Below are 17,660 nucleotides of genomic sequence, written 5' to 3' on the forward strand. Positions count from 1 at the left end.
GTCATATGAAAGCAAAGGGAGACTGGATCATGGAGAGAGAATTAGCATTAGAGCTTGTACGTGTAACGGAACTGGCTGCGCTCGCATCGGCGCCTTGGATGGGAAGAGGCGATAAGAATAGCGCTGATGGAGCAGCAACATCTGCGATGCGCTCCATGTTTGATTCAGTGTCCATACGCGGTACTGTCGTCATAGGCGAAGGGGAAATGGATGAAGCGCCGATGTTGTACATTGGGGAGGAAGTAGGAAGCTTGAACGGCCCCGAGGTTGACGTAGCGGTTGATCCGCTGGAAGGTACGGAAATCGTAGCCAAAGGACTTAACAATGCAATGTCCGTGCTTGCAGTCGCAGGAAAAGGCCAGCTTTTGCATGCTCCTGATATGTACATGGAGAAGCTCGCTTTCGGTCCTGCTCTTGTTGGCAAGCTGTCGATAACTGATCCGATGGATGTAACGCTCCGTAAAGCGGCTGACGCTTTAAACAAGAAAGTTTCGGATTTAACGGTTATGATTTTGGACAGGACGCGACATGAAGCGATCGTCAAGGTGCTGCGCCGCGTGGGTGTGCGTATAAAATTTTTGTCGGATGGTGACGTTGCAGGCGCGATGGCACCTGCATTTCCTGAAGCAGGTATTGATTTATATGTAGGCTCAGGAGGAGCGCCAGAGGGTGTACTGGCTGCGGCAGCGCTGAAGTGTTTAGGCGGCGAGCTGCAAGCAAGGCTGATGCCGGCGGATAGCAATGAGTACAATCGCTGCGTGAAAATGGGAATAGAAGATCCGTATCGCGTGCTTACGATGGAGGATATGATTGGAACTGGCGATGTTTATTTTGCAGCAACAGGCGTTACGCCAGGGGAGTTTTTGGGCGGAGTACAGTATTTTCCTGACGAGAGGGCAGAAACGCATTCCATCGTAATGCGCGCTAAGACCAAAACGATCCGTTTCGTACGTGCTATGCACTATTTGCCGAATAAAACATTTTTAAATAATGATAAATAACTATGAATGTTGTGGTCGGCCGCTAGGTCGACCACCATAGAAATAACATTCTAATAATACAATGAGCAGAAAGAATATAATTCAGCTGATTGGAAATTAACGGACATCAGATCCGTTATTTGCTTGAAATCCCCGTATTTAAAGAGCTAACGGACATACAGTCTCTTATTTGGTCTCAAAAGCCATGAATGTGCTTCAATACGCGTAAATAACGTATCTGATGTCCGATAGAATTGTATTTGAGCTATATTTACCATAATAGCGGAACCTATGTCCGTTAGAGCTGCGCGCGAGCTTAATCTGTCAAACTTGGTCTAACCCCATCAACCCCATCAACCCCATCAACCCCATCAACCCCATCAACCCCATCAACCCCATCAACCCCATCAACCCCAACTAAAACTAATATTGATTTCGTGCTGGAAACGCTCCTATTAACCTTTATTGCGTAAGCGTTCCTCATAGAGGAATTAACGGACATCAGATCCGTTATTTGCTTGGAATTCCCCATTTTTAAAGATCTAACGGACATACAGTCTCTTATTTGGCTTCAAAAGCCGTGTTTACGCTTCAATCGTCATAAATAACGGATCTGATGTCCGTTAGAATTCAAATTGAGCTTTATTCACCATAATAGCGGAACCTATGTCCGTTAGTGATGCGAGCGAGCTTAACCAGTCGAACCACATTAACTCCGACAAACTAGTCAACCCCATAAACCCCATAAACCCCATAAACCCCATAAACCCATCAGCCCCACCTAAAACTAATATCGATGCTGAGCTCGATTCACTCCGGTTACTCTAAATTCAATGAGCGAGGTGGCATATTACTGAAAAACTCCCGTCAATTCGAGTACATGCTCTCTTTAGAGTAGATGTTGTCGAATAAGCGGGAGTTTTTTTAGTAAACCGATATGAAGTCTGTCACTAATGAGATTAGCGGAAGGTTTTCCTGTTAGTTTTCCTGTGAGGTGGCTGCTTACTTTTAGTGCTTCATTGTGTGTAAATGCGCTCACAGCTGAATGGGACTTCTTCCGTAAAAGTAACTCAAATGTTAAGTAGAAGTGCTAATGTTGACTATTAGTACGTTAGTTGCCGCCTGGTATGAACTTTTTCAACCAAGTTCCAAAGCTGGATGGATTGCGCGTTTGGATCAGAACGACACCTTCACCGCGGAAGCGGCATACGAGACCTTCGCCGCTCGTAATGCTGGATAACCAGCCTTTAGACGCTTTTTCTATCGTATAGTTCATATAGCCAGGCCAAGCAACTAAATGACCGTTATCGATGATGACTTCTTCGCCATGGCTCAAGTTTAGAGCATGGATCGCGCCATATGAGGAGAGAAACACCGTGCCTCGGCCGCTGATTTCTACAATAAAGAAACCTTCGCCCGACAAGAGTCCCTTGCCTAGGTTTTGCATTTTTGTGTTGACTTCTATGCCGCTGGTGCCAGCTAAGAAACCATCCTTTTGCACATAAAGCTTATAAGAGCCGTCGAGTTCAATCGCTTCAATATCACCGAGAGAAGGAGGGGCAAGGTGGACTTCACCTTGACCCCGATTTGCAGTCATCTCTTGGAAAAAGAACGTCTCTCCGCTTAACATTCTACCGAGCCCGCGCATAAACCCGCCGTCTGTTGTCCCTTTAAGATCGATGGTAGGGGACATGGACACCATTGCACCCATTTCGGCTTTCACGCTCTCACCCGGATTGAGCCTCACCTTCAGCATGGCAAAGGCGCCTTTATAAAAAATATCATAGTTCATGTATTAACCTCCTCAAAGGTTTTGCTTAAGCAATATCTGCTTCGCCTCCATCGCATTAAGGTCACAATGTAAAACGAAGCCTCGCAAACTCCATTTAGTCAAGCGGAGGCTGTGTAACACCCTCACGCTCTGCTTGTCTGCGATGAGCCATCCGACTTGCTGCCGATGCAGCGATAGCCCCAACGATATCGTCCAAAAACGTATGGATTTCTCCGTCGGTTTTGTCGTTCAGCTTGACCAAAATGCCGGGCTTCAGCTTATCGACATATCCAAAATTCGTAAACCCGATGCTTCCATACACATTGACAATGGACAATGCCAAAATTTCATCGCATCCATAAAGACTCTCGTCATGCTTGATCATATCCTGCAGCGGAGCCATAAGCTTGCCTTCCTCGGCGAGGATATCAAGCTGGATGCCGGTCAAAACGGCATTTTGCACCTCGCGCTTCGATAGGACGGCATCAATATGGACGATACAATCCTCAGGCGTTAAGCCAGGGAAATAGTCTTTTTGCAAAAAATGTACGAGCTCGGCGATAGCCAGCTTTGTTACTCCGCGTTTGAGGAGCCATTCGTCTGTAGCCTCAGCCACTTTGCGGCTGTTGAGGCTATAAGTTTCGGGATTGGACATGTTTTTGTTCCCCCTTAGGATTTTATGGACAAAACTGGTCTAAAAAAGGGAAGGGCTCGTATACATAGTACTACAAATAAGGAGTTGTACAAAGCCGCTAGGCAAAACTTGATTAGGGAGGAAAGGTCAATATGATTCAAAAAAGATGGATTAGGGGTGCTGTACTTTCGGGGGTTCTCGTGCTGCCCATTCTTACTTCGGGTTGTGGTCTGTTTTCCAAGCAGACAAGCCAATCAATCGATCCGCCGCAGGTTGAGGTTAAGGATGGAGTAGAAGGTGCAGAAACTGGACAGGCAATCGGAGTTGGCGAAGAAGCGCAAATGACGGTATATCTTGAAGATCGTAACGGTTATTTGGCTCCAATCTCACTTCAGACCTCGCTGGGAGCGAATGAGCAAGCCGCACAAAAGGCACTGGAAATGATGGTCGAGAATGGGGCATACGCGAATCAGCTGCCTGAGGATTTCCGTGCAGTTATCCCGCAAGGCACTCAAATTAAATCGTATAAATACGATAAAGAGCAAAAGCTTGCTAAAGTAGAATTTTCTGAGCCGTTCAGTGACTACAATCCACAGGACGAACGTACTATCGTTGAAGCGATCACATGGACTCTGACAGCTATGCCAGGGATTGAAGGCGTAGAAATTTGGTATGAAGGCGCTAAGCTGCCAGAAATGCCACAAGACGGCTTCCCGCTTGACAATACGCTGACACGTTCAGTAGGCATTAATATCGAAGCAGCAGACGGTGTGAACTATGCGCAATCAACGCCTGTAACGCTGTACTTCTCCGCTCAAACATTAAACGACGAACAATATTATGTGCCAGTTACAAGACTAGTCGCTCGCTCGGAGACTCCGACGAAAGCAGCGCTGGAACAGCTCATTTCGGGTCCGCTTAACAAAAAAGAGTTGACCAGTGTAATCCTTCCGGATGTACAAGTGAAGGATGTTGTTCAGGAAGGTGATGTTGTCACTGTAGATTTGCAGGATGAAGCGTATCAGCAAGGTCAGAAGCTTCCGTCCGAAATGCTTCAGGCACTCGTTCTTTCTATCACTGAAAATACGAAAGCAGCAACGGTTCAAATTAAAGTAAATGGAGAATCTAACTTTACGGACGAAGCGAACAACTCCTATAGCGAGCCTGTAGGCAGACCGCATCACGTCAATGCTATTAAGTCATAAGAGATAACTCCGGAATGTACAAAGAGGCCGATCAAAAGTGAACGCTTTTGAAAAGCCTCTTTTGTGCATTTATTAGCATTTATTAGGTCTGAACGGTTTATTTTAAACAGAAGCAAGCATGCAAAAACTTCCACTGATCAGCTGAATGGGTACAAACATGACCGCTTCACTTTTCTTTTTCACGGGCAGCGGATGCAATTCACAGGTTACTTTGTTAAAATAGGAAAGATTGCAGGATGGGATACTTTTGTTTTCTAATCGAAAAACGCTAGCACTCAGGAGGAAATTAGAATGAGAAACGATGGTCGGCAACCGAACCAGCTTCGGCCGGTAACCATAACGACAGGTGTCAATAAATACGCAGAAGGATCGGTTCTCATCGAGGTTGGAGAGACGAAGGTCATTTGTACAGCGAGCGTGGAGGATAGAGTACCTCCATTTATGAAAGGGCAAGGAAAAGGCTGGATTACTGCTGAATATGCAATGCTGCCTCGCGCAACACATACACGCAATATTCGTGAAGCGGCTAAGGGTAAGCTGACAGGACGGACGATGGAAATTCAGCGCCTCATTGGTCGTGCATTGCGTTCGGTCATTGATTTGCAAGCACTAGGTGAGCGGACTATTACGCTTGATTGCGATGTTATTCAAGCCGATGGCGGTACTCGCACGACATCTATTACGGGTGCGTTTATCGCGCTTTCCATTGCAATTAACAAAATTTCCGAGAAGGTTCAATTTGCAAAATATCCGATTACAGATTTTTTGGCGTCGGTAAGTGTAGGCGTCATCCAAGAGAGAGCTCTGCTTGATCTAAACTACGAGGAAGATTCCAAAGCTAAGGTTGATATGAACGTTGTTATGACGGGCAGCGGCAAATTTGTTGAGGTGCAAGGAACTGGCGAGGAAGCACCATTTTCGCGCGATGAGCTTAACCAATTGCTGCAACTTGGAGAAGAGGGTATTCACGAGTTGATCAGCAAGCAAAAGGATATTCTCGGTCCTTTGGCGGCGCGAATCGGAGGTTAGTATTCTGATGAAACATTCCATATTAAATCAAGCTGTTATTGTTGTAGCTACAAAAAATGCAGGTAAGGTGAAGGAATTCGCGCATGCGCTTCAGAAGCTTGATAAATCGGTAGAAAGCTTGCTGGATTATCCGCAAATTCCGGATATCGTGGAAGATGGCGATACGTTTGCCGCCAATGCTCGCATCAAAGCTAAGACGACGGGAGACATTCTTGGTGTTCCTGTGCTGGCTGATGATTCAGGTTTGCGCGTTGCAGCGCTGAATGGCGATCCAGGCGTCTATTCCGCTCGTTATGCAGGTGAGAATGCGACTGACGGTGAAAACAATGCCAAGCTCATTCAGGAGCTTCATCAACTAGCTGATCATGCAGAACGAGAAGAATTGCAAGACGGGTCCAAATTACTGAGCAATGCGCAGTTCGTATGCGCGTTAGCGCTGTATGATCCGGCGACCGGTTTGTTTCTGGAATCGGAGGGTACAGTGGATGGCGTTATCACGGATAATCCTCACGGCAATGGAGGTTTCGGTTATGATCCTCTGTTTTGGCTTCCTAGCTTGAATCGCGGGATGGCCGAGCTGTCTAAGGAAGAGAAGCAGCAAATCAGCCACCGCGGCGATGCATTAAGAAAGCTCCTTCCGTTGCTTGAACAAGCATAATAAGTGAAAAAGCAACCCTATCCAAGAGCAGCTGAATGCAGCGGCTTTTAGCGGATGGGGTTGCTTTTTTTTGTGATGAGAACAAAAACATTATCCTTGTCAGCTTAAGATATGACGACCTTATATTCCTTCAACCATAAATTGACCTGATATAAATAAGCGAATAGCTGCGGACCAGACATCAATTGACCAAACCAAGGGGTATTCGAGCTTGCGGATTCCGACTCGGTTAGCGCTCTAACCTTTTCTACATTAATTAATGGAAGGAGCGGGGAGCTGGAATCGTTCAGTACATCTAACAAAAGCCCTTTGACTGCGGCCAAATAGTTCGGATTATGCGTTTTAGGATAGGGGCTTTTTTTACGAGTCAATACGTCCTCAGGCAATACACCGCGCAGCGCCTTGCGCAATATTCCTTTTTCGCGATCGCCGGATGTTTTGATCTCCCATGGGATATTCCAAACATATTCAACTAACCGATGATCACAGAAAGGGACACGGACCTCAAGGCCCGCTGCCATGCTCATTCGATCCTTGCGGTCTAGAAGCGTTGGCATGAAGCGGGTAATATTCAAATACGACATTTGACGCATCTTCCGCAGCTGCTCAGATTCGCCATCTAGATGAGGAACCTCTGCTATCGCTTGGGAATAACGATCCCCAATGTAGTCAAGCGGTTTAATCCATGCGGCAACGTCAGGCGCGAGCAGATCAGCACGCATAACTGAAGCGAGCGACCAAGGGAAGGTATTTGCATTTAAAGCCTCTTCGCGATGAAACCAAGGATAGCCGCCAAAAATTTCATCGGCAGCTTCGCCTGATATTGCTACGGTTGCATCTTTTTTTATTTCATGGCAAAAGAGCAGCAACGAAGCATCAACATCGGCCATGCCCGGAAGATCGCGAGCAAAGGTGGCTGCTTTTAATGCGCCGACCAAATCAGGTGTATCAAACTGTATAGGATGATGAATTGTGCCCAGATGCGTCGTCATTCTCTCGATCCATGGCGCATCACTATTAGGCTGGAAGGCATGTGCCTTAAAATGTTTATCGTTGTCCGCATAATCAACAGAGTACGTGTGGACATTCCCTTGCCCGTTCTCATTGTAATAATTGACAGCGAGTGTAGTTAGCGCACTGGAATCAAGGCCGCCAGACAGTAGGGTACATACAGGAACGTCTGAGACAAGCTGCCGCTCAACGGTATCTTTCAGTAGCGCTCCTACCTGTTCAGCTGTTTCTTCTATATTTTGCCCATGGGGGCTGCTCTCAAGCTGCCAGTACGTAATCGTCTTCACGCCAGCGTGATTGACGGTCATACACTTGCCGGGTCTAAGCTCATTGATTTGCTTATATACACCATGGCCTGGAGTGCGTGCTGGTCCTAAAATAAAAATCTCAGCAAGCCCTTCCGCTCCAACCTCCGGCTTCACGGCAGGGTGTGCCAATATACATTTTTGTTCGGAGCCAAAAATAAACAAACCGTCCTGTGTGCTATAGAACAGCGGTTTGACGCCAAGCCGATCACGCGCCAGAAATAGTTCTTGCTCTAATACGTTCCATATGGCAAAAGCAAATATTCCGTTAAAACGCTCTACGCACGACTTGCCCCATTCCATAAACGCGACCAGCAGCACTTCTGTATCACAATTTGTCGTAAAGATTCTGCCCCTGCTTTCAAGCTCCTTGCGAAGTTCTGGTGCATTATACAATTCCCCGTTATAGACAACGACATATTTGTCGTCGCCGGTATGGCGAATCATTGGCTGTGCCCCGTTCTCCGGATCAATTACGGATAAACGTCGATGGCCTAAAGCGCAATGAGCTGATATCCACGTACCGGAAGCGTCGGGACCGCGCGGTGCAAGGGTGTCTGTCATCTTCTCTAAGCTTTCACTTTGCTTAGTCAGATCACGGTTCCAGTCGATCCAGCCGGTAATTCCACACATTGATCTCATTCCTCTCTTTTGCTGGTCTCAAAGTAGCGATAATATCAGTTATATGCAGAATAAGGGATAAAATGTCTGTCCGACGGGGGATGCTAGAAGTGGCTGTGAAAAGTAATAAATGCAGGAAGGAGTGTGCGATTGATGGCAGAGCAAGAAGCAGGCAGTGAAGAACGCAAGCATTATTTCGTTTCTGTTCAGGCGGGACAAATATTAGAGGATCCGCAGGCAGCTGCGTATGAGCTTGAGATTATAATGAACGAAAATGAGCATACGAAGCTTAGAGAGCTGTTTGATGAGCTGTCCAGCATGGATGAAGCGGAGATGTTTCATTTCTCGCACAGTCCGTTTGGCTCAGCAAGCGATGGCGAAATCAATGCTGGTTACGATCAGTTGATTGAGCGTATTTACAGGCAATTGTATGAGTTTGGAACGGACACGACGAAGCAGCATATCGAATCGATGCAGTTTTTTTAATAAGCGGATAAGTAAGCATAAACAGGGTGTTGCAGAAGCTGAATAACAGCGGCAACATCCTGTTTTTTATAAAACAATAAATAAATATAAGATGATTGATACTATGAAAATGAAAAAGAGTGTTTTTTCTAAATTATATCGCTGCTTTTCAGTAATCATTTCTATTATATTGCTGCAAAAAATGATATACTTCTACAAAAAATAGTGGAGGGTTTTCGTTTTGCAAAAGTTAGTTTTTTTTGTCGGAGTAGCGGGGACGGGCAAAACAACGGTAGCTAGAAAGTTGTCTGCTCGCATTCCAGCTGCTTTTCTTGACCGGGATACGATAGGCGGTCGTTTTGTTGAGGCTATATTGGAGTTAAACGGACTTGATAAAAGAGACCGGGATTCTGATTATTACAAAAAGCATTTGCGTGATTTGGAATATGACACGGCGAAGGACGTATGTATTGAAAATTTGGCTGCGGGTCAAAACGTATTTATGATTTCACCTTTTACGGCAGAACTGAAAAACAAACAGTGGATCGAAGAGGTTGTTGAAGCAGCAGGTCTCACGATGAACGAGGTAGACGTTAAGGTGGTTGTTGTCACGCTGCTGGATATGGAGCTGCAAAAAAATCGGATCATTGGGCGTCAAACAGAGCGCGATCAGTGGAAACTGGACAACTGGGGCGACTTTGAGAAGCGGATAGCATTTGTTCCGCAAATCAACTGGGATATTCCTAACTCATCCATCCTCGTGTTTGATAATAGCGGAGAATTAACGGAAGAGAAAGCCGAGCAATTATTCCAATTTGTTAATGAAAAGCAGGCAACATTATCCGTTTAATATAATAAGAAAAGGCGGCTTCATTTGGGGAATTTCCCTATGAAGCCGCCTTTTTATTTGTGGTTTTGTGATTAAACGGTTTTCAAAAATGATTTCAATTGCTGGATAAAGGCTTGTGCCGCAGCTTTAGGCTCACGTGCTTTATGTGTAATAATGCCATGCGTCAGTAGGAGCTCTTGGTTCAAGGGCAATGACAGCAGCGTACCTGCGGCTACCTCATTAGCTACATTTGATTCAGGTATGAATGAGATGCCCATTCCGCAAGCAACCGTCTGCTTAATGAGCTCAACACTGGAGAAAGACAAATGATCGGCAAGCTCAACATCAACTTCTCTCAGCATATCGCGTCCATAAGTGTGGTAGATACACTGATCCCCGAAGCTGATGAAGGCGTTGTCGTGCAACGCTTTCCATCCGAGCTGCGCGAAGCGCTCTTCCAGCGCAGGAGCACAGATCAGCAAGAGCTTCTCTTCTATTAAAGGTGTAAATAGAAGGTCGTCACGTTCCGGAGCCTTGGGGACGATACCTAGGTCAGCGCGATGGTTTACGACTTGTGCGGTAATATCATGCTGCAGGCCAGGCGTTAAATGCAGCTTGATCTTGGTGTATTGCTGGAGAAAGCCGGTTAAAAAATGCGGTAGATGAGAGATGGCAAACGACTCTAGAGCTCCAATTCGAACAATACCAGACGGCATGCCAGGCTCCGAGAACGCATCCTGAAGCGAATGTCCAAGCTGGATAAATTGATACGCATAGGGAGCTAGCAGCAAGCCTGCTTCTGTTGGCTCTACGCCGCGCGGCAAACGGTGAAAGAGCTTTTTGCCGCTTGCTGTTTCCAAATGTCGAATATGTGAGGTTACCGTCGATTGAACGTAACCGAGACGATCAGCGGCACCGCTGAAGCTTTTCTCCTCCAGCACCGCAGTAAATGTAATAAAAAAACGTCCTTCCCAAGACTCCAGCATGTTAACTCCCCTTAGGTATCGGAATTTGAAATGGGTTCTATTGTAAACATTCAATTCTCGAATGATTGCTCTTATGATAGCATGATGTCATAATAAGAGAAACGGGGAATGAGAAATGCTGAGAAATAAAAAATGGAAGCCGCTGTCGGCTGCGGTTGTTGGCACCGTTGTTATCGCATTGCTGCTGACCATGGGCGATTTAATGTCGATTACGCTGATGATGGCTCCATTTGGGGCCAGTTGTGTTATCGTGTTTGTTTTGCCAGATAGTCCGCTTGCCAAAGCCAGAAATGTTGTTGGAGGCCATTTGATCAGCACTGGAGCAGGTCTTGTGATGCTGCATCTCTTCGGAGATTCAACATGGATCATTGCACTATCTGTTGGATTGTCCATCCTTCTGATGCAGCTCACAAGAACAGTTCATCCACCCGCTGGTGCTGATCCGCTTGTTGTCATGCTAAGCCATGCGGGCTGGTCCTATCTGTTTACTCCGGTCCTATTCGGAGCGGTGCTGATCGCGCTTGCCGCTTATGGTTATAGGAAATTTTTGGCGACCAAGTCAGCAGATTTGAAGTCATAGAAATAAAAAAAAGGGCTGATCCAGTTGGTAAATACCGGGATCAGCCTCTTTTAAATAGATCAGTATATAATAAAAAAACCACCTGAATAGGCGGCGTTAATGGATAATAATATGGCGTCCCGGAAGAGATTCGAACTCCCGACCGACGCCTTAGAAGGGCGTTGCTCTATCCAGCTGAGCTACCGGGACACAAGAAATAATATAGCACACATCATTAAAATATTGCAAGCACTTTTTTGAATTTATATTCTTTTTATTATAAAATAAGATTTATGAGTTGTCGGAATACTACATTTGTTTTTTCTTTTGATTGTACATGGTATAATCGTACGCAAGATTGTCCGAATGAACAAAAGGCGCGACCATAAGGCGGTGTTATCATTACAACTCCCAATGACACACAAGGCGACAACAAGGATAACGTTTACTTGTTCCCTAGCATGCTGGACCATTATCAGGTACAGTTAACCCGTATGCTGGAAGCGGAACAATACGGGGAGGCCAAGGAGTTGCTGCGCTTTTTGCTGCAATGCCAGGGCGAGGATGCTCGCCATTATGAAGAGTGGGACAGCTTACTTACGTGGCTTGACATGGCTTTTCCTGGAGAAGGAAATGATGGAGAAGATTCGGGATTCCTATCGGCCAAGCGAGAGAAGGAAGAGGACGAGGCGACTATGCGCGAGCAGCTTCTTAATCCTCCTGATCAAGATGAAGCTTATGTGAACCAAGTGCTCTACATCATGCAAAATCATCCGATGATCGATCAGCAAATTCTTGCTCTTGAACGCGCTGCTTATATTCAGACTCCAGAAGTGGATGATTCCATTAAAAATTGGCTGGTAACCCAGCAGGTTCACCCTGTCGTTCAGTTTAAGGCACTGCAATGCTTGCGCAAGCGAGGAGCTGCCGGTTTACTGACACTGGAGAGACTTGGTGAAACCGTAGAGCTTGATTTGGAAGCGACGCCCCTTTCTATGGATGAATTCCCTTCGCCAATTATTAGGATATTGGAGCGGACAGAGCAGGTTGCCGAGGTCGATGATCCCACATTGCCGCATTTTGCTAGAGAGCTTTGGAAGGAAAGTTTACAGTTTTTGTATGGTACGGCTGCTTATCATTGGATGTTGAGAGAAGACGAGGATACAGTTGATTATTTTGCAGCTGCGCTGCATTTGACGCTGCTTCTTACCGTTTACGGCTCGGCAAACGATGACGATATTCGTGATACATACGGCATTACCGAAGGTTTAAGGTTCCGTTATGAGCAAGCATGCAAGGCGCTTAGACAGGTTGCCGTTTTGCAGCAATCGGGAGAAGATGAGCCAGAGTCTTGATAATCTGGGCTAGCTTGTTTATAATAGAATGGTTTATGAAACGTGATAACTACTGATGCATGAGCATTTTCGGAGGGGAAGGCATAAAATGAAAGCAACTTGGGAAAAAATAGACAAGAACATCGTGTCGATCGACGTGGAGGTAGGGGCGGAGAAAGTCACTGTTGCTCTTGATCAAGCATTTAAGAAAGTCGTACAAAAAGTAAACGTACCTGGATTCCGTAAAGGTAAAGTGCCTCGCGGCATGTTCGAATCCCGTTTCGGTATTGAGAGCCTGTACCAGGATGCAATTGACATTCTGTTGCCGGATGCTTATTCCGATGCAATCAAAGAAACTAATCTTGAGCCGGTTGACCGTCCTGAGATTGAAGTTGAGCAATTCGCAAAAGGCGAAACATTCAAATTCAAAGCAAAAGTTATCGTTAAGCCAGAAGTTACACTTGGCGAATACAAAGGCTTGGAAGTTGAATCCGTAGTTTCTGAAGTTACAGAAGAGGAAATCGCAGCTGAACTTGAGCGTTTGCAACAGCGTCATGCTGAGCTTACTGTTGTTGAAGAAGGCGCAGCGGCTAACGGCGACATCACTGTTATCGATTTCGACGGTTATGTAGACGGCGAAGCGTTTGAAGGCGGAGCAAGCGAGCGTTATTCACTAGAGCTTGGTTCGAACTCGTTTATTCCAGGTTTCGAAGAGCAAGTGGTTGGCATGCAAATCGGAGATTTCAAGGACATTGAAGTTAATTTCCCTGAGAGCTACCATGCAGAGCACCTTGCAGGCAAACCAGCTGTGTTCAAAGTGAAGCTTCACGAAATCAAACGCAAAAGCTTGCCAACGCTAGACGATGAGTTTGCAAAAGACGTAAGCGAGTTCGATACGCTTGAAGAGTACAAGCAGGATCTCGTTAGCAAACTTAAAGAGCGCAAAGACCAAGAAGGCGAACAAGCTCGCGAAACAGCAGTTGTTGACAAAGCTACGGCAGCAGCAGATGTTGAAATTCCAGAGCCAATGATCGTGACTGAAACAGATTACATGATCAAAGATTTCGAAAACCGTCTTAAAATGCAAGGCATGAACATGGACCTATACTTCCAATTCTCCGGTCAAAACGAATCTGTTCTTCGCGATCAAATGCGCGCAGATGCTGAGAAACGCGTTCGCAACAACCTTGTGCTTGATGCCATTGCTAAAGCAGAAAACATCGTTGCAAACGACGAAGATTTGAACGAAGAGCTTGAGAAGCTGTCCAAATCATACAACCGTCCTTCTGCTGAGCTTCGCGACATTTTTGAGAAAAACGGAAATCTTAGCAACTTGCAGGAAGATATTGCACTTCGCAAAACAATTAAGTTCTTGCTTGAAAACAGCAAAGCTGTTTAATAGCCACATACGAATAATTGAATAAATGCTTCACTCAGGATAAGGCACGTCGTTGATACGTGCCTTATTTTGACCCTACATATGGAAATGTGCTTGTTTTGGAGGCTAAACTCCGTACATATCGAACGGCCGGCGTCGTATAATGTATTAGTGGAAAAATGACATGAATACGATGACGTGTTACAATAAGTAAGTAACCAAAGTCATAAACGAAAAGAGGTTGGTCGCATGAATCTAGTACCGATCGTAGTCGAACAAACGAATCGCGGGGAACGTTCTTACGATATTTACTCCCGTTTGCTGAAGGACCGTATCATTTTCCTTGGGAGCGCAATCGATGATGATGTTGCAAACTCCATCATTGCACAGCTGCTGTTTCTGGCGGCCGACGACCCAGAGAAAGACATTCATCTATACATTAACTCTCCCGGCGGCTCCGTGACTGCGGGAATGGGTATTTTTGATACGATGCAATATATTAAGCCTGAGGTGTCCACGATTTGTATGGGCATGGCAGCAAGCATGGGTTCGCTGCTTCTTACAGCGGGCGCGAAGGGCAAGCGTTTTGCGCTTCCTAACGCTGAGGTTATGATCCATCAACCACTTGGCGGCGTACGCGGTCAAGCATCTGATATCAAAATCCATGCTGATTGGATTTTGAAAACGAAACAAAAGCTAAACCAAATTTACGTAGACCGCACCGGACAGCCTTATGAAAAAATCGACCGAGATACCGACCGTGACAACTTCATGAGCGCGGAAGAGGCTCTTGCCTACGGTTTGATTGACAAGGTGATTACTGCACCGGTATCGACGATTTAATCGAAGGGGTGATTACATGTTTAAATTCAACGACGAAAAAGGCCAGTTGAAATGTTCTTTCTGCGGCAAATCGCAGGATCAAGTACGTAAATTGGTTGCCGGTCCTGGCGTCTATATATGCGATGAGTGCATTGAGCTTTGTACCGAAATTGTTGAGGAAGAACTCGGCAATGAGGAAGAGCTTGATCTTAAGGATATTCCGAAACCGAAAGATATCCGGGCTATTCTGGATTCTTATGTCATCGGTCAAGAGTTTGCGAAAAAATCGTTGTCTGTAGCGGTTTATAACCATTACAAACGGATTAATTCCGGAAGCAAAATCGAAGACGTAGAATTGCAAAAGAGTAACATTTTGCTGCTAGGTCCTACAGGCTCAGGTAAAACGCTGCTAGCTCAAACGATGGCTAAAATTTTGAATGTTCCATTTGCAATTGCAGATGCAACTTCGCTAACAGAAGCAGGTTATGTGGGCGAAGACGTTGAGAACATTTTGCTTAAGCTCATTCAAGCTGCAGATTATGATGTGGAAAAAGCGGAACGCGGCATTATTTATATCGATGAGATCGATAAAGTAGCTCGCAAATCGGAAAACCCATCCATTACGCGCGATGTTTCTGGCGAAGGTGTTCAGCAAGCATTGCTCAAAATATTGGAAGGTACAGTTGCATCCGTTCCTCCGCAAGGTGGACGCAAGCATCCCCATCAAGAATTCATTCAAATCGATACAACGAATATTTTGTTCATTTGCGGCGGCGCATTCGATGGCCTCGAATCATTGATCAAACGTCGTATCGGTAAGAAAGTAATCGGCTTTAGCTCTACAGGCGAATTGCAGAAGGATCTTAAAGCTGGTGAATACCTCACGATGGTATTGCCAGAGGATCTGCTCAAATTCGGTTTGATTCCGGAGTTTGTAGGCCGTCTGCCTATCATTTCGACGCTTGAGCCGCTTGATGAGCCTGCACTCGTTCGGATTTTATCCGAGCCGAAGAACGCGCTTGTGAAGCAATATCAGAAGCTGCTTGAAATGGACAATGTGAAGCTTGATTTCGAACCGGCTGCACTTGATGCTATTGCGAAAGAGGCAATTAAGCGCAACACCGGAGCTCGCGGCTTGCGTGCGATTATCGAAAGCATTATGCTGGAAGTTATGTATGAGGTACCATCACGCGATGATCTAAGTACATGCCTAATCACAGAGCAAACCGTTCAAGAAAAAATCATGCCTGAGCTTACTGCTAAGAAAAGCAAGAAAAAAGAAGAGAGTGCGTAAGCCAGCACTCCAATATAAGAAGCTATAAGTCTAGGCTTATAACTTAACTTATATATGACCGCGAAACGAGCTGTTTCCGCTACATTGTAATGGAATGGGAGCAGCCGTTTACGCTTGACTACCGTCATTGTTTCCACCCAGCCGCGCGGTTTCTAAAACCGCCAGTCAAAGGGTGGACTTTGCCGTTCATGGGAGAGATAAGCTTATGTACTTACGTCAAGATACGGTACCGGTTAAAGTCGGCAATCTAACGATTGGCGGCAGTAACGAAGTGATTATTCAAAGTATGTGTACGACGAAGACTGCTGATGTCGAAGCTACTGTTGCGGAAATACTAGGACTTGAAGAAGCTGGCTGCCAGCTTGTCCGGGTTACTGTCAACAACAAGGAAGCGGCGGAAGCGATTAAGGAAATCAAGAAACGCATTCATATTCCGCTAGTTGCGGATATTCATTTTGACTATCGCTTGGCACTGCTAGCTATCGAGAACGGCATCGACAAAGTACGGATTAATCCGGGCAATATCGGTCGCCGCGAACGCATCGAAGCGGTTGTTAAGGCTTGTAAGGAAAAAGGCATTCCGATCCGGATTGGCGTCAACGCCGGTTCATTAGAAAACCATTTGCTAGAAAAGTACGGTTACCCGACGCCGGAAGCAATGGTAGAGAGCGCGTTGTTCCATATCGGTATTTTGGAGGAGCTCGATTTCCACGATATTATCGTATCTCTCAAAGCTTCGGATGTTCCAATGGCCATTGCTGCGTACTCGATGGCGGCAAAAGTCATTAAGTATCCGCTCCACCTAGGCATTACAGAAGCTGGAACGCTGCACACAGGCACGATTAAGAGCTCCGCTGGTATTGGTGCTTTGCTCGCGCTTGGCATTGGCAACACGCTGCGTATCAGCCTTAGCGCTGACACGGTAGAGGAAGTCAAGGTTGCCCGTGAGCTTCTTAAAACCTTTGGTCTAATTACAAATGCTGCAACACTCGTTTCCTGCCCTACTTGCGGTCGTCTAGATATCGATCTGTTTTCGATTGCAAATGAGGTAGAAGATTATATTTCAAAAATTAAAGTGCCAATCAAGGTTTCTGTGCTTGGTTGTGCGGTCAATGGTCCAGGCGAGGCTCGTGAAGCGGATATCGGTATCGCTGGCGCTAGAGGCGAGGGTATGCTTTTCCGTTACGGGGAGCTCATTCGCAAGGTGCCAGAAGCTGAATTGCTGTCTGAGCTAAAGAAGGAAATTGACGAAATCGTACGCGTTTTTGAAGCGACGGGCGAAATACCTGGCCGCAAGCATCATACACCTGCATAATCATTTATGAAAAGGTTTATTTACGTCATTTGCAGACGTGAGTAAGCCTTTTTTTTGTTGATAAAAAGGGGGGAAGTCGTGTTTTAACGCTTCCTATGATGAATGTGATGTTAGGCTTATATTGTATTTTATACTTTTCGTGATAATTGGATATTCCTCTAAGTGACGAGCTTCGCTAAAGTAATTTCCCCTTTCCCAAGCCGAGGTTTCAAAATAAAGAGAATTGCTTGTGAAAAATAACAGCATTAACGGTTATTACCACATCGTAGAGGCAATACTATTTTATACGCATGTTTATTAAGGTTAGCTATGTACATCGAAATCAACGAAGCAGGTCTAAGTTCTTCTCTTATGCCTTCTTGTAGTTACATGATGAGCTAGAAAGGTATGAAAATGAAGTAAAATATTTAATTATTATTTCCATTTAAGGATTATATTCCTGCGGAAATGATCGTCACTATTCA

Annotated in this window: 17 protein-coding genes and 1 tRNA gene; 12 read left to right on the forward strand and 6 right to left on the reverse strand. The window is 45.6% G+C overall.

All coding sequences use genetic code 11. From position 1 onward, the window contains the following. The first annotated feature begins 29 nt into the window (after positions 1-29). Positions 30-1,001, forward strand: coding sequence for a class II fructose-bisphosphatase (gene glpX / locus AC1DM9_RS23075; protein WP_339207824.1), 972 nt, complete (start codon positions 30-32; stop codon positions 999-1,001). Positions 1,002-1,296: 295 nt separating this feature from the next. On the opposite strand, the gene AC1DM9_RS23080 is transcribed toward glpX, so the two are convergent. From AC1DM9_RS23080 to AC1DM9_RS23090, 3 genes are all read right to left on the reverse strand, one after another. Then, positions 1,297-1,533 carry a hypothetical protein gene (locus tag AC1DM9_RS23080; protein ID WP_477582420.1) on the reverse strand — a complete coding sequence of 79 codons (237 nt, stop codon included), beginning with the start codon at positions 1,531-1,533 and terminating at the stop codon, positions 1,297-1,299. A gap of 558 nt (positions 1,534-2,091) precedes the next feature. Further along, positions 2,092-2,772 (reverse strand): TIGR00266 family protein, encoded by a 681-nt coding sequence (locus AC1DM9_RS23085; RefSeq protein WP_076271638.1) that lies wholly within the window; start codon positions 2,770-2,772, stop codon positions 2,092-2,094. Between the two features lie 94 nt (positions 2,773-2,866). After that, entirely contained in the window at positions 2,867-3,406 is a 540-nt protein-coding gene (locus AC1DM9_RS23090; RefSeq protein WP_076271639.1) for a phosphatidylglycerophosphatase A family protein, read from the reverse strand. A gap of 131 nt (positions 3,407-3,537) precedes the next feature. On the opposite strand from AC1DM9_RS23090, the gene AC1DM9_RS23095 reads away from it, so the two are divergent. The 3 genes from AC1DM9_RS23095 to rdgB all read left to right on the forward strand — a co-directional run bounded on the left by AC1DM9_RS23095 (position 3,538) and on the right by rdgB (position 6,277). Continuing rightward, positions 3,538-4,590 carry a GerMN domain-containing protein gene (locus AC1DM9_RS23095; protein WP_441875698.1) on the forward strand — a complete coding sequence of 351 codons (1,053 nt, stop codon included), beginning with the start codon at positions 3,538-3,540 and terminating at the stop codon, positions 4,588-4,590. A gap of 291 nt (positions 4,591-4,881) precedes the next feature. Further along, positions 4,882-5,619, forward strand: a complete 738-nt coding sequence (gene rph, locus AC1DM9_RS23100) for a ribonuclease PH (protein ID WP_339207827.1) — start codon at positions 4,882-4,884, stop codon at positions 5,617-5,619. A gap of 7 nt (positions 5,620-5,626) precedes the next feature. Next, positions 5,627-6,277 carry an RdgB/HAM1 family non-canonical purine NTP pyrophosphatase gene (gene rdgB, locus AC1DM9_RS23105; RefSeq protein WP_477582423.1) on the forward strand — a complete coding sequence of 217 codons (651 nt, stop codon included), beginning with the start codon at positions 5,627-5,629 and terminating at the stop codon, positions 6,275-6,277. A 104-nt stretch (positions 6,278-6,381) separates the two neighbouring features. Here rdgB and asnB read toward each other — a convergent pair whose 3' ends face one another. After that, entirely contained in the window at positions 6,382-8,226 is a 1,845-nt protein-coding gene (gene asnB / locus AC1DM9_RS23110) for an asparagine synthase (glutamine-hydrolyzing) (RefSeq protein ID WP_339209540.1), read from the reverse strand. A 141-nt stretch (positions 8,227-8,367) separates the two neighbouring features. On the opposite strand from asnB, the gene AC1DM9_RS23115 reads away from it, so the two are divergent. Next, positions 8,368-8,700 carry a hypothetical protein gene (locus AC1DM9_RS23115; protein ID WP_076271644.1) on the forward strand — a complete coding sequence of 111 codons (333 nt, stop codon included), beginning with the start codon at positions 8,368-8,370 and terminating at the stop codon, positions 8,698-8,700. 220 nt (positions 8,701-8,920) lie between these two features. Continuing rightward, the gene (locus AC1DM9_RS23120) at positions 8,921-9,529 is read left to right on the forward strand and encodes a P-loop nucleotide/nucleoside kinase family protein (RefSeq protein ID WP_477582425.1); all 609 of its coding nucleotides are present in this window, start codon (positions 8,921-8,923) and stop codon (positions 9,527-9,529) included. 71 nt (positions 9,530-9,600) lie between these two features. On the opposite strand, the gene AC1DM9_RS23125 is transcribed toward AC1DM9_RS23120, so the two are convergent. Beyond that, positions 9,601-10,494, reverse strand: coding sequence for a LysR family transcriptional regulator (locus AC1DM9_RS23125; protein ID WP_477582427.1), 894 nt, complete (start codon positions 10,492-10,494; stop codon positions 9,601-9,603). Positions 10,495-10,609: 115 nt separating this feature from the next. On the opposite strand from AC1DM9_RS23125, the gene AC1DM9_RS23130 reads away from it, so the two are divergent. Further along, positions 10,610-11,074 carry an HPP family protein gene (locus tag AC1DM9_RS23130; protein WP_477582429.1) on the forward strand — a complete coding sequence of 155 codons (465 nt, stop codon included), beginning with the start codon at positions 10,610-10,612 and terminating at the stop codon, positions 11,072-11,074. A gap of 112 nt (positions 11,075-11,186) precedes the next feature. On the opposite strand, the gene AC1DM9_RS23135 is transcribed toward AC1DM9_RS23130, so the two are convergent. Beyond that, positions 11,187-11,263 (reverse strand) — tRNA-Arg (locus AC1DM9_RS23135). A gap of 251 nt (positions 11,264-11,514) precedes the next feature. Between AC1DM9_RS23135 and AC1DM9_RS23140 the strand changes: the two genes are divergently transcribed. The 5 genes from AC1DM9_RS23140 to ispG all read left to right on the forward strand — a co-directional run bounded on the left by AC1DM9_RS23140 (position 11,515) and on the right by ispG (position 17,196). Continuing rightward, the gene (locus AC1DM9_RS23140) at positions 11,515-12,408 is read left to right on the forward strand and encodes a hypothetical protein (protein WP_076271667.1); all 894 of its coding nucleotides are present in this window, start codon (positions 11,515-11,517) and stop codon (positions 12,406-12,408) included. Positions 12,409-12,496: 88 nt separating this feature from the next. After that, on the forward strand, positions 12,497-13,786 hold the full coding sequence (gene tig / locus AC1DM9_RS23145; protein WP_441875719.1) for a trigger factor: 1,290 nt from the start codon (positions 12,497-12,499) through the stop codon (positions 13,784-13,786). Between the two features lie 228 nt (positions 13,787-14,014). Next, on the forward strand, positions 14,015-14,608 hold the full coding sequence (gene clpP, locus AC1DM9_RS23150) for an ATP-dependent Clp endopeptidase proteolytic subunit ClpP (protein ID WP_053374767.1): 594 nt from the start codon (positions 14,015-14,017) through the stop codon (positions 14,606-14,608). Between the two features lie 16 nt (positions 14,609-14,624). Beyond that, positions 14,625-15,881, forward strand: a complete 1,257-nt coding sequence (gene clpX, locus AC1DM9_RS23155) for an ATP-dependent protease ATP-binding subunit ClpX (protein ID WP_076271649.1) — start codon at positions 14,625-14,627, stop codon at positions 15,879-15,881. Between the two features lie 205 nt (positions 15,882-16,086). Then, positions 16,087-17,196: a flavodoxin-dependent (E)-4-hydroxy-3-methylbut-2-enyl-diphosphate synthase gene (ispG, locus tag AC1DM9_RS23160; protein WP_054027210.1), complete on the forward strand. Its 1,110-nt coding sequence runs from the start codon at positions 16,087-16,089 to the stop codon at positions 17,194-17,196. Positions 17,197-17,660: the final 464 nt, after the last annotated feature.

This window comes from Paenibacillus sp. 01T431, from assembly GCF_056398625.1.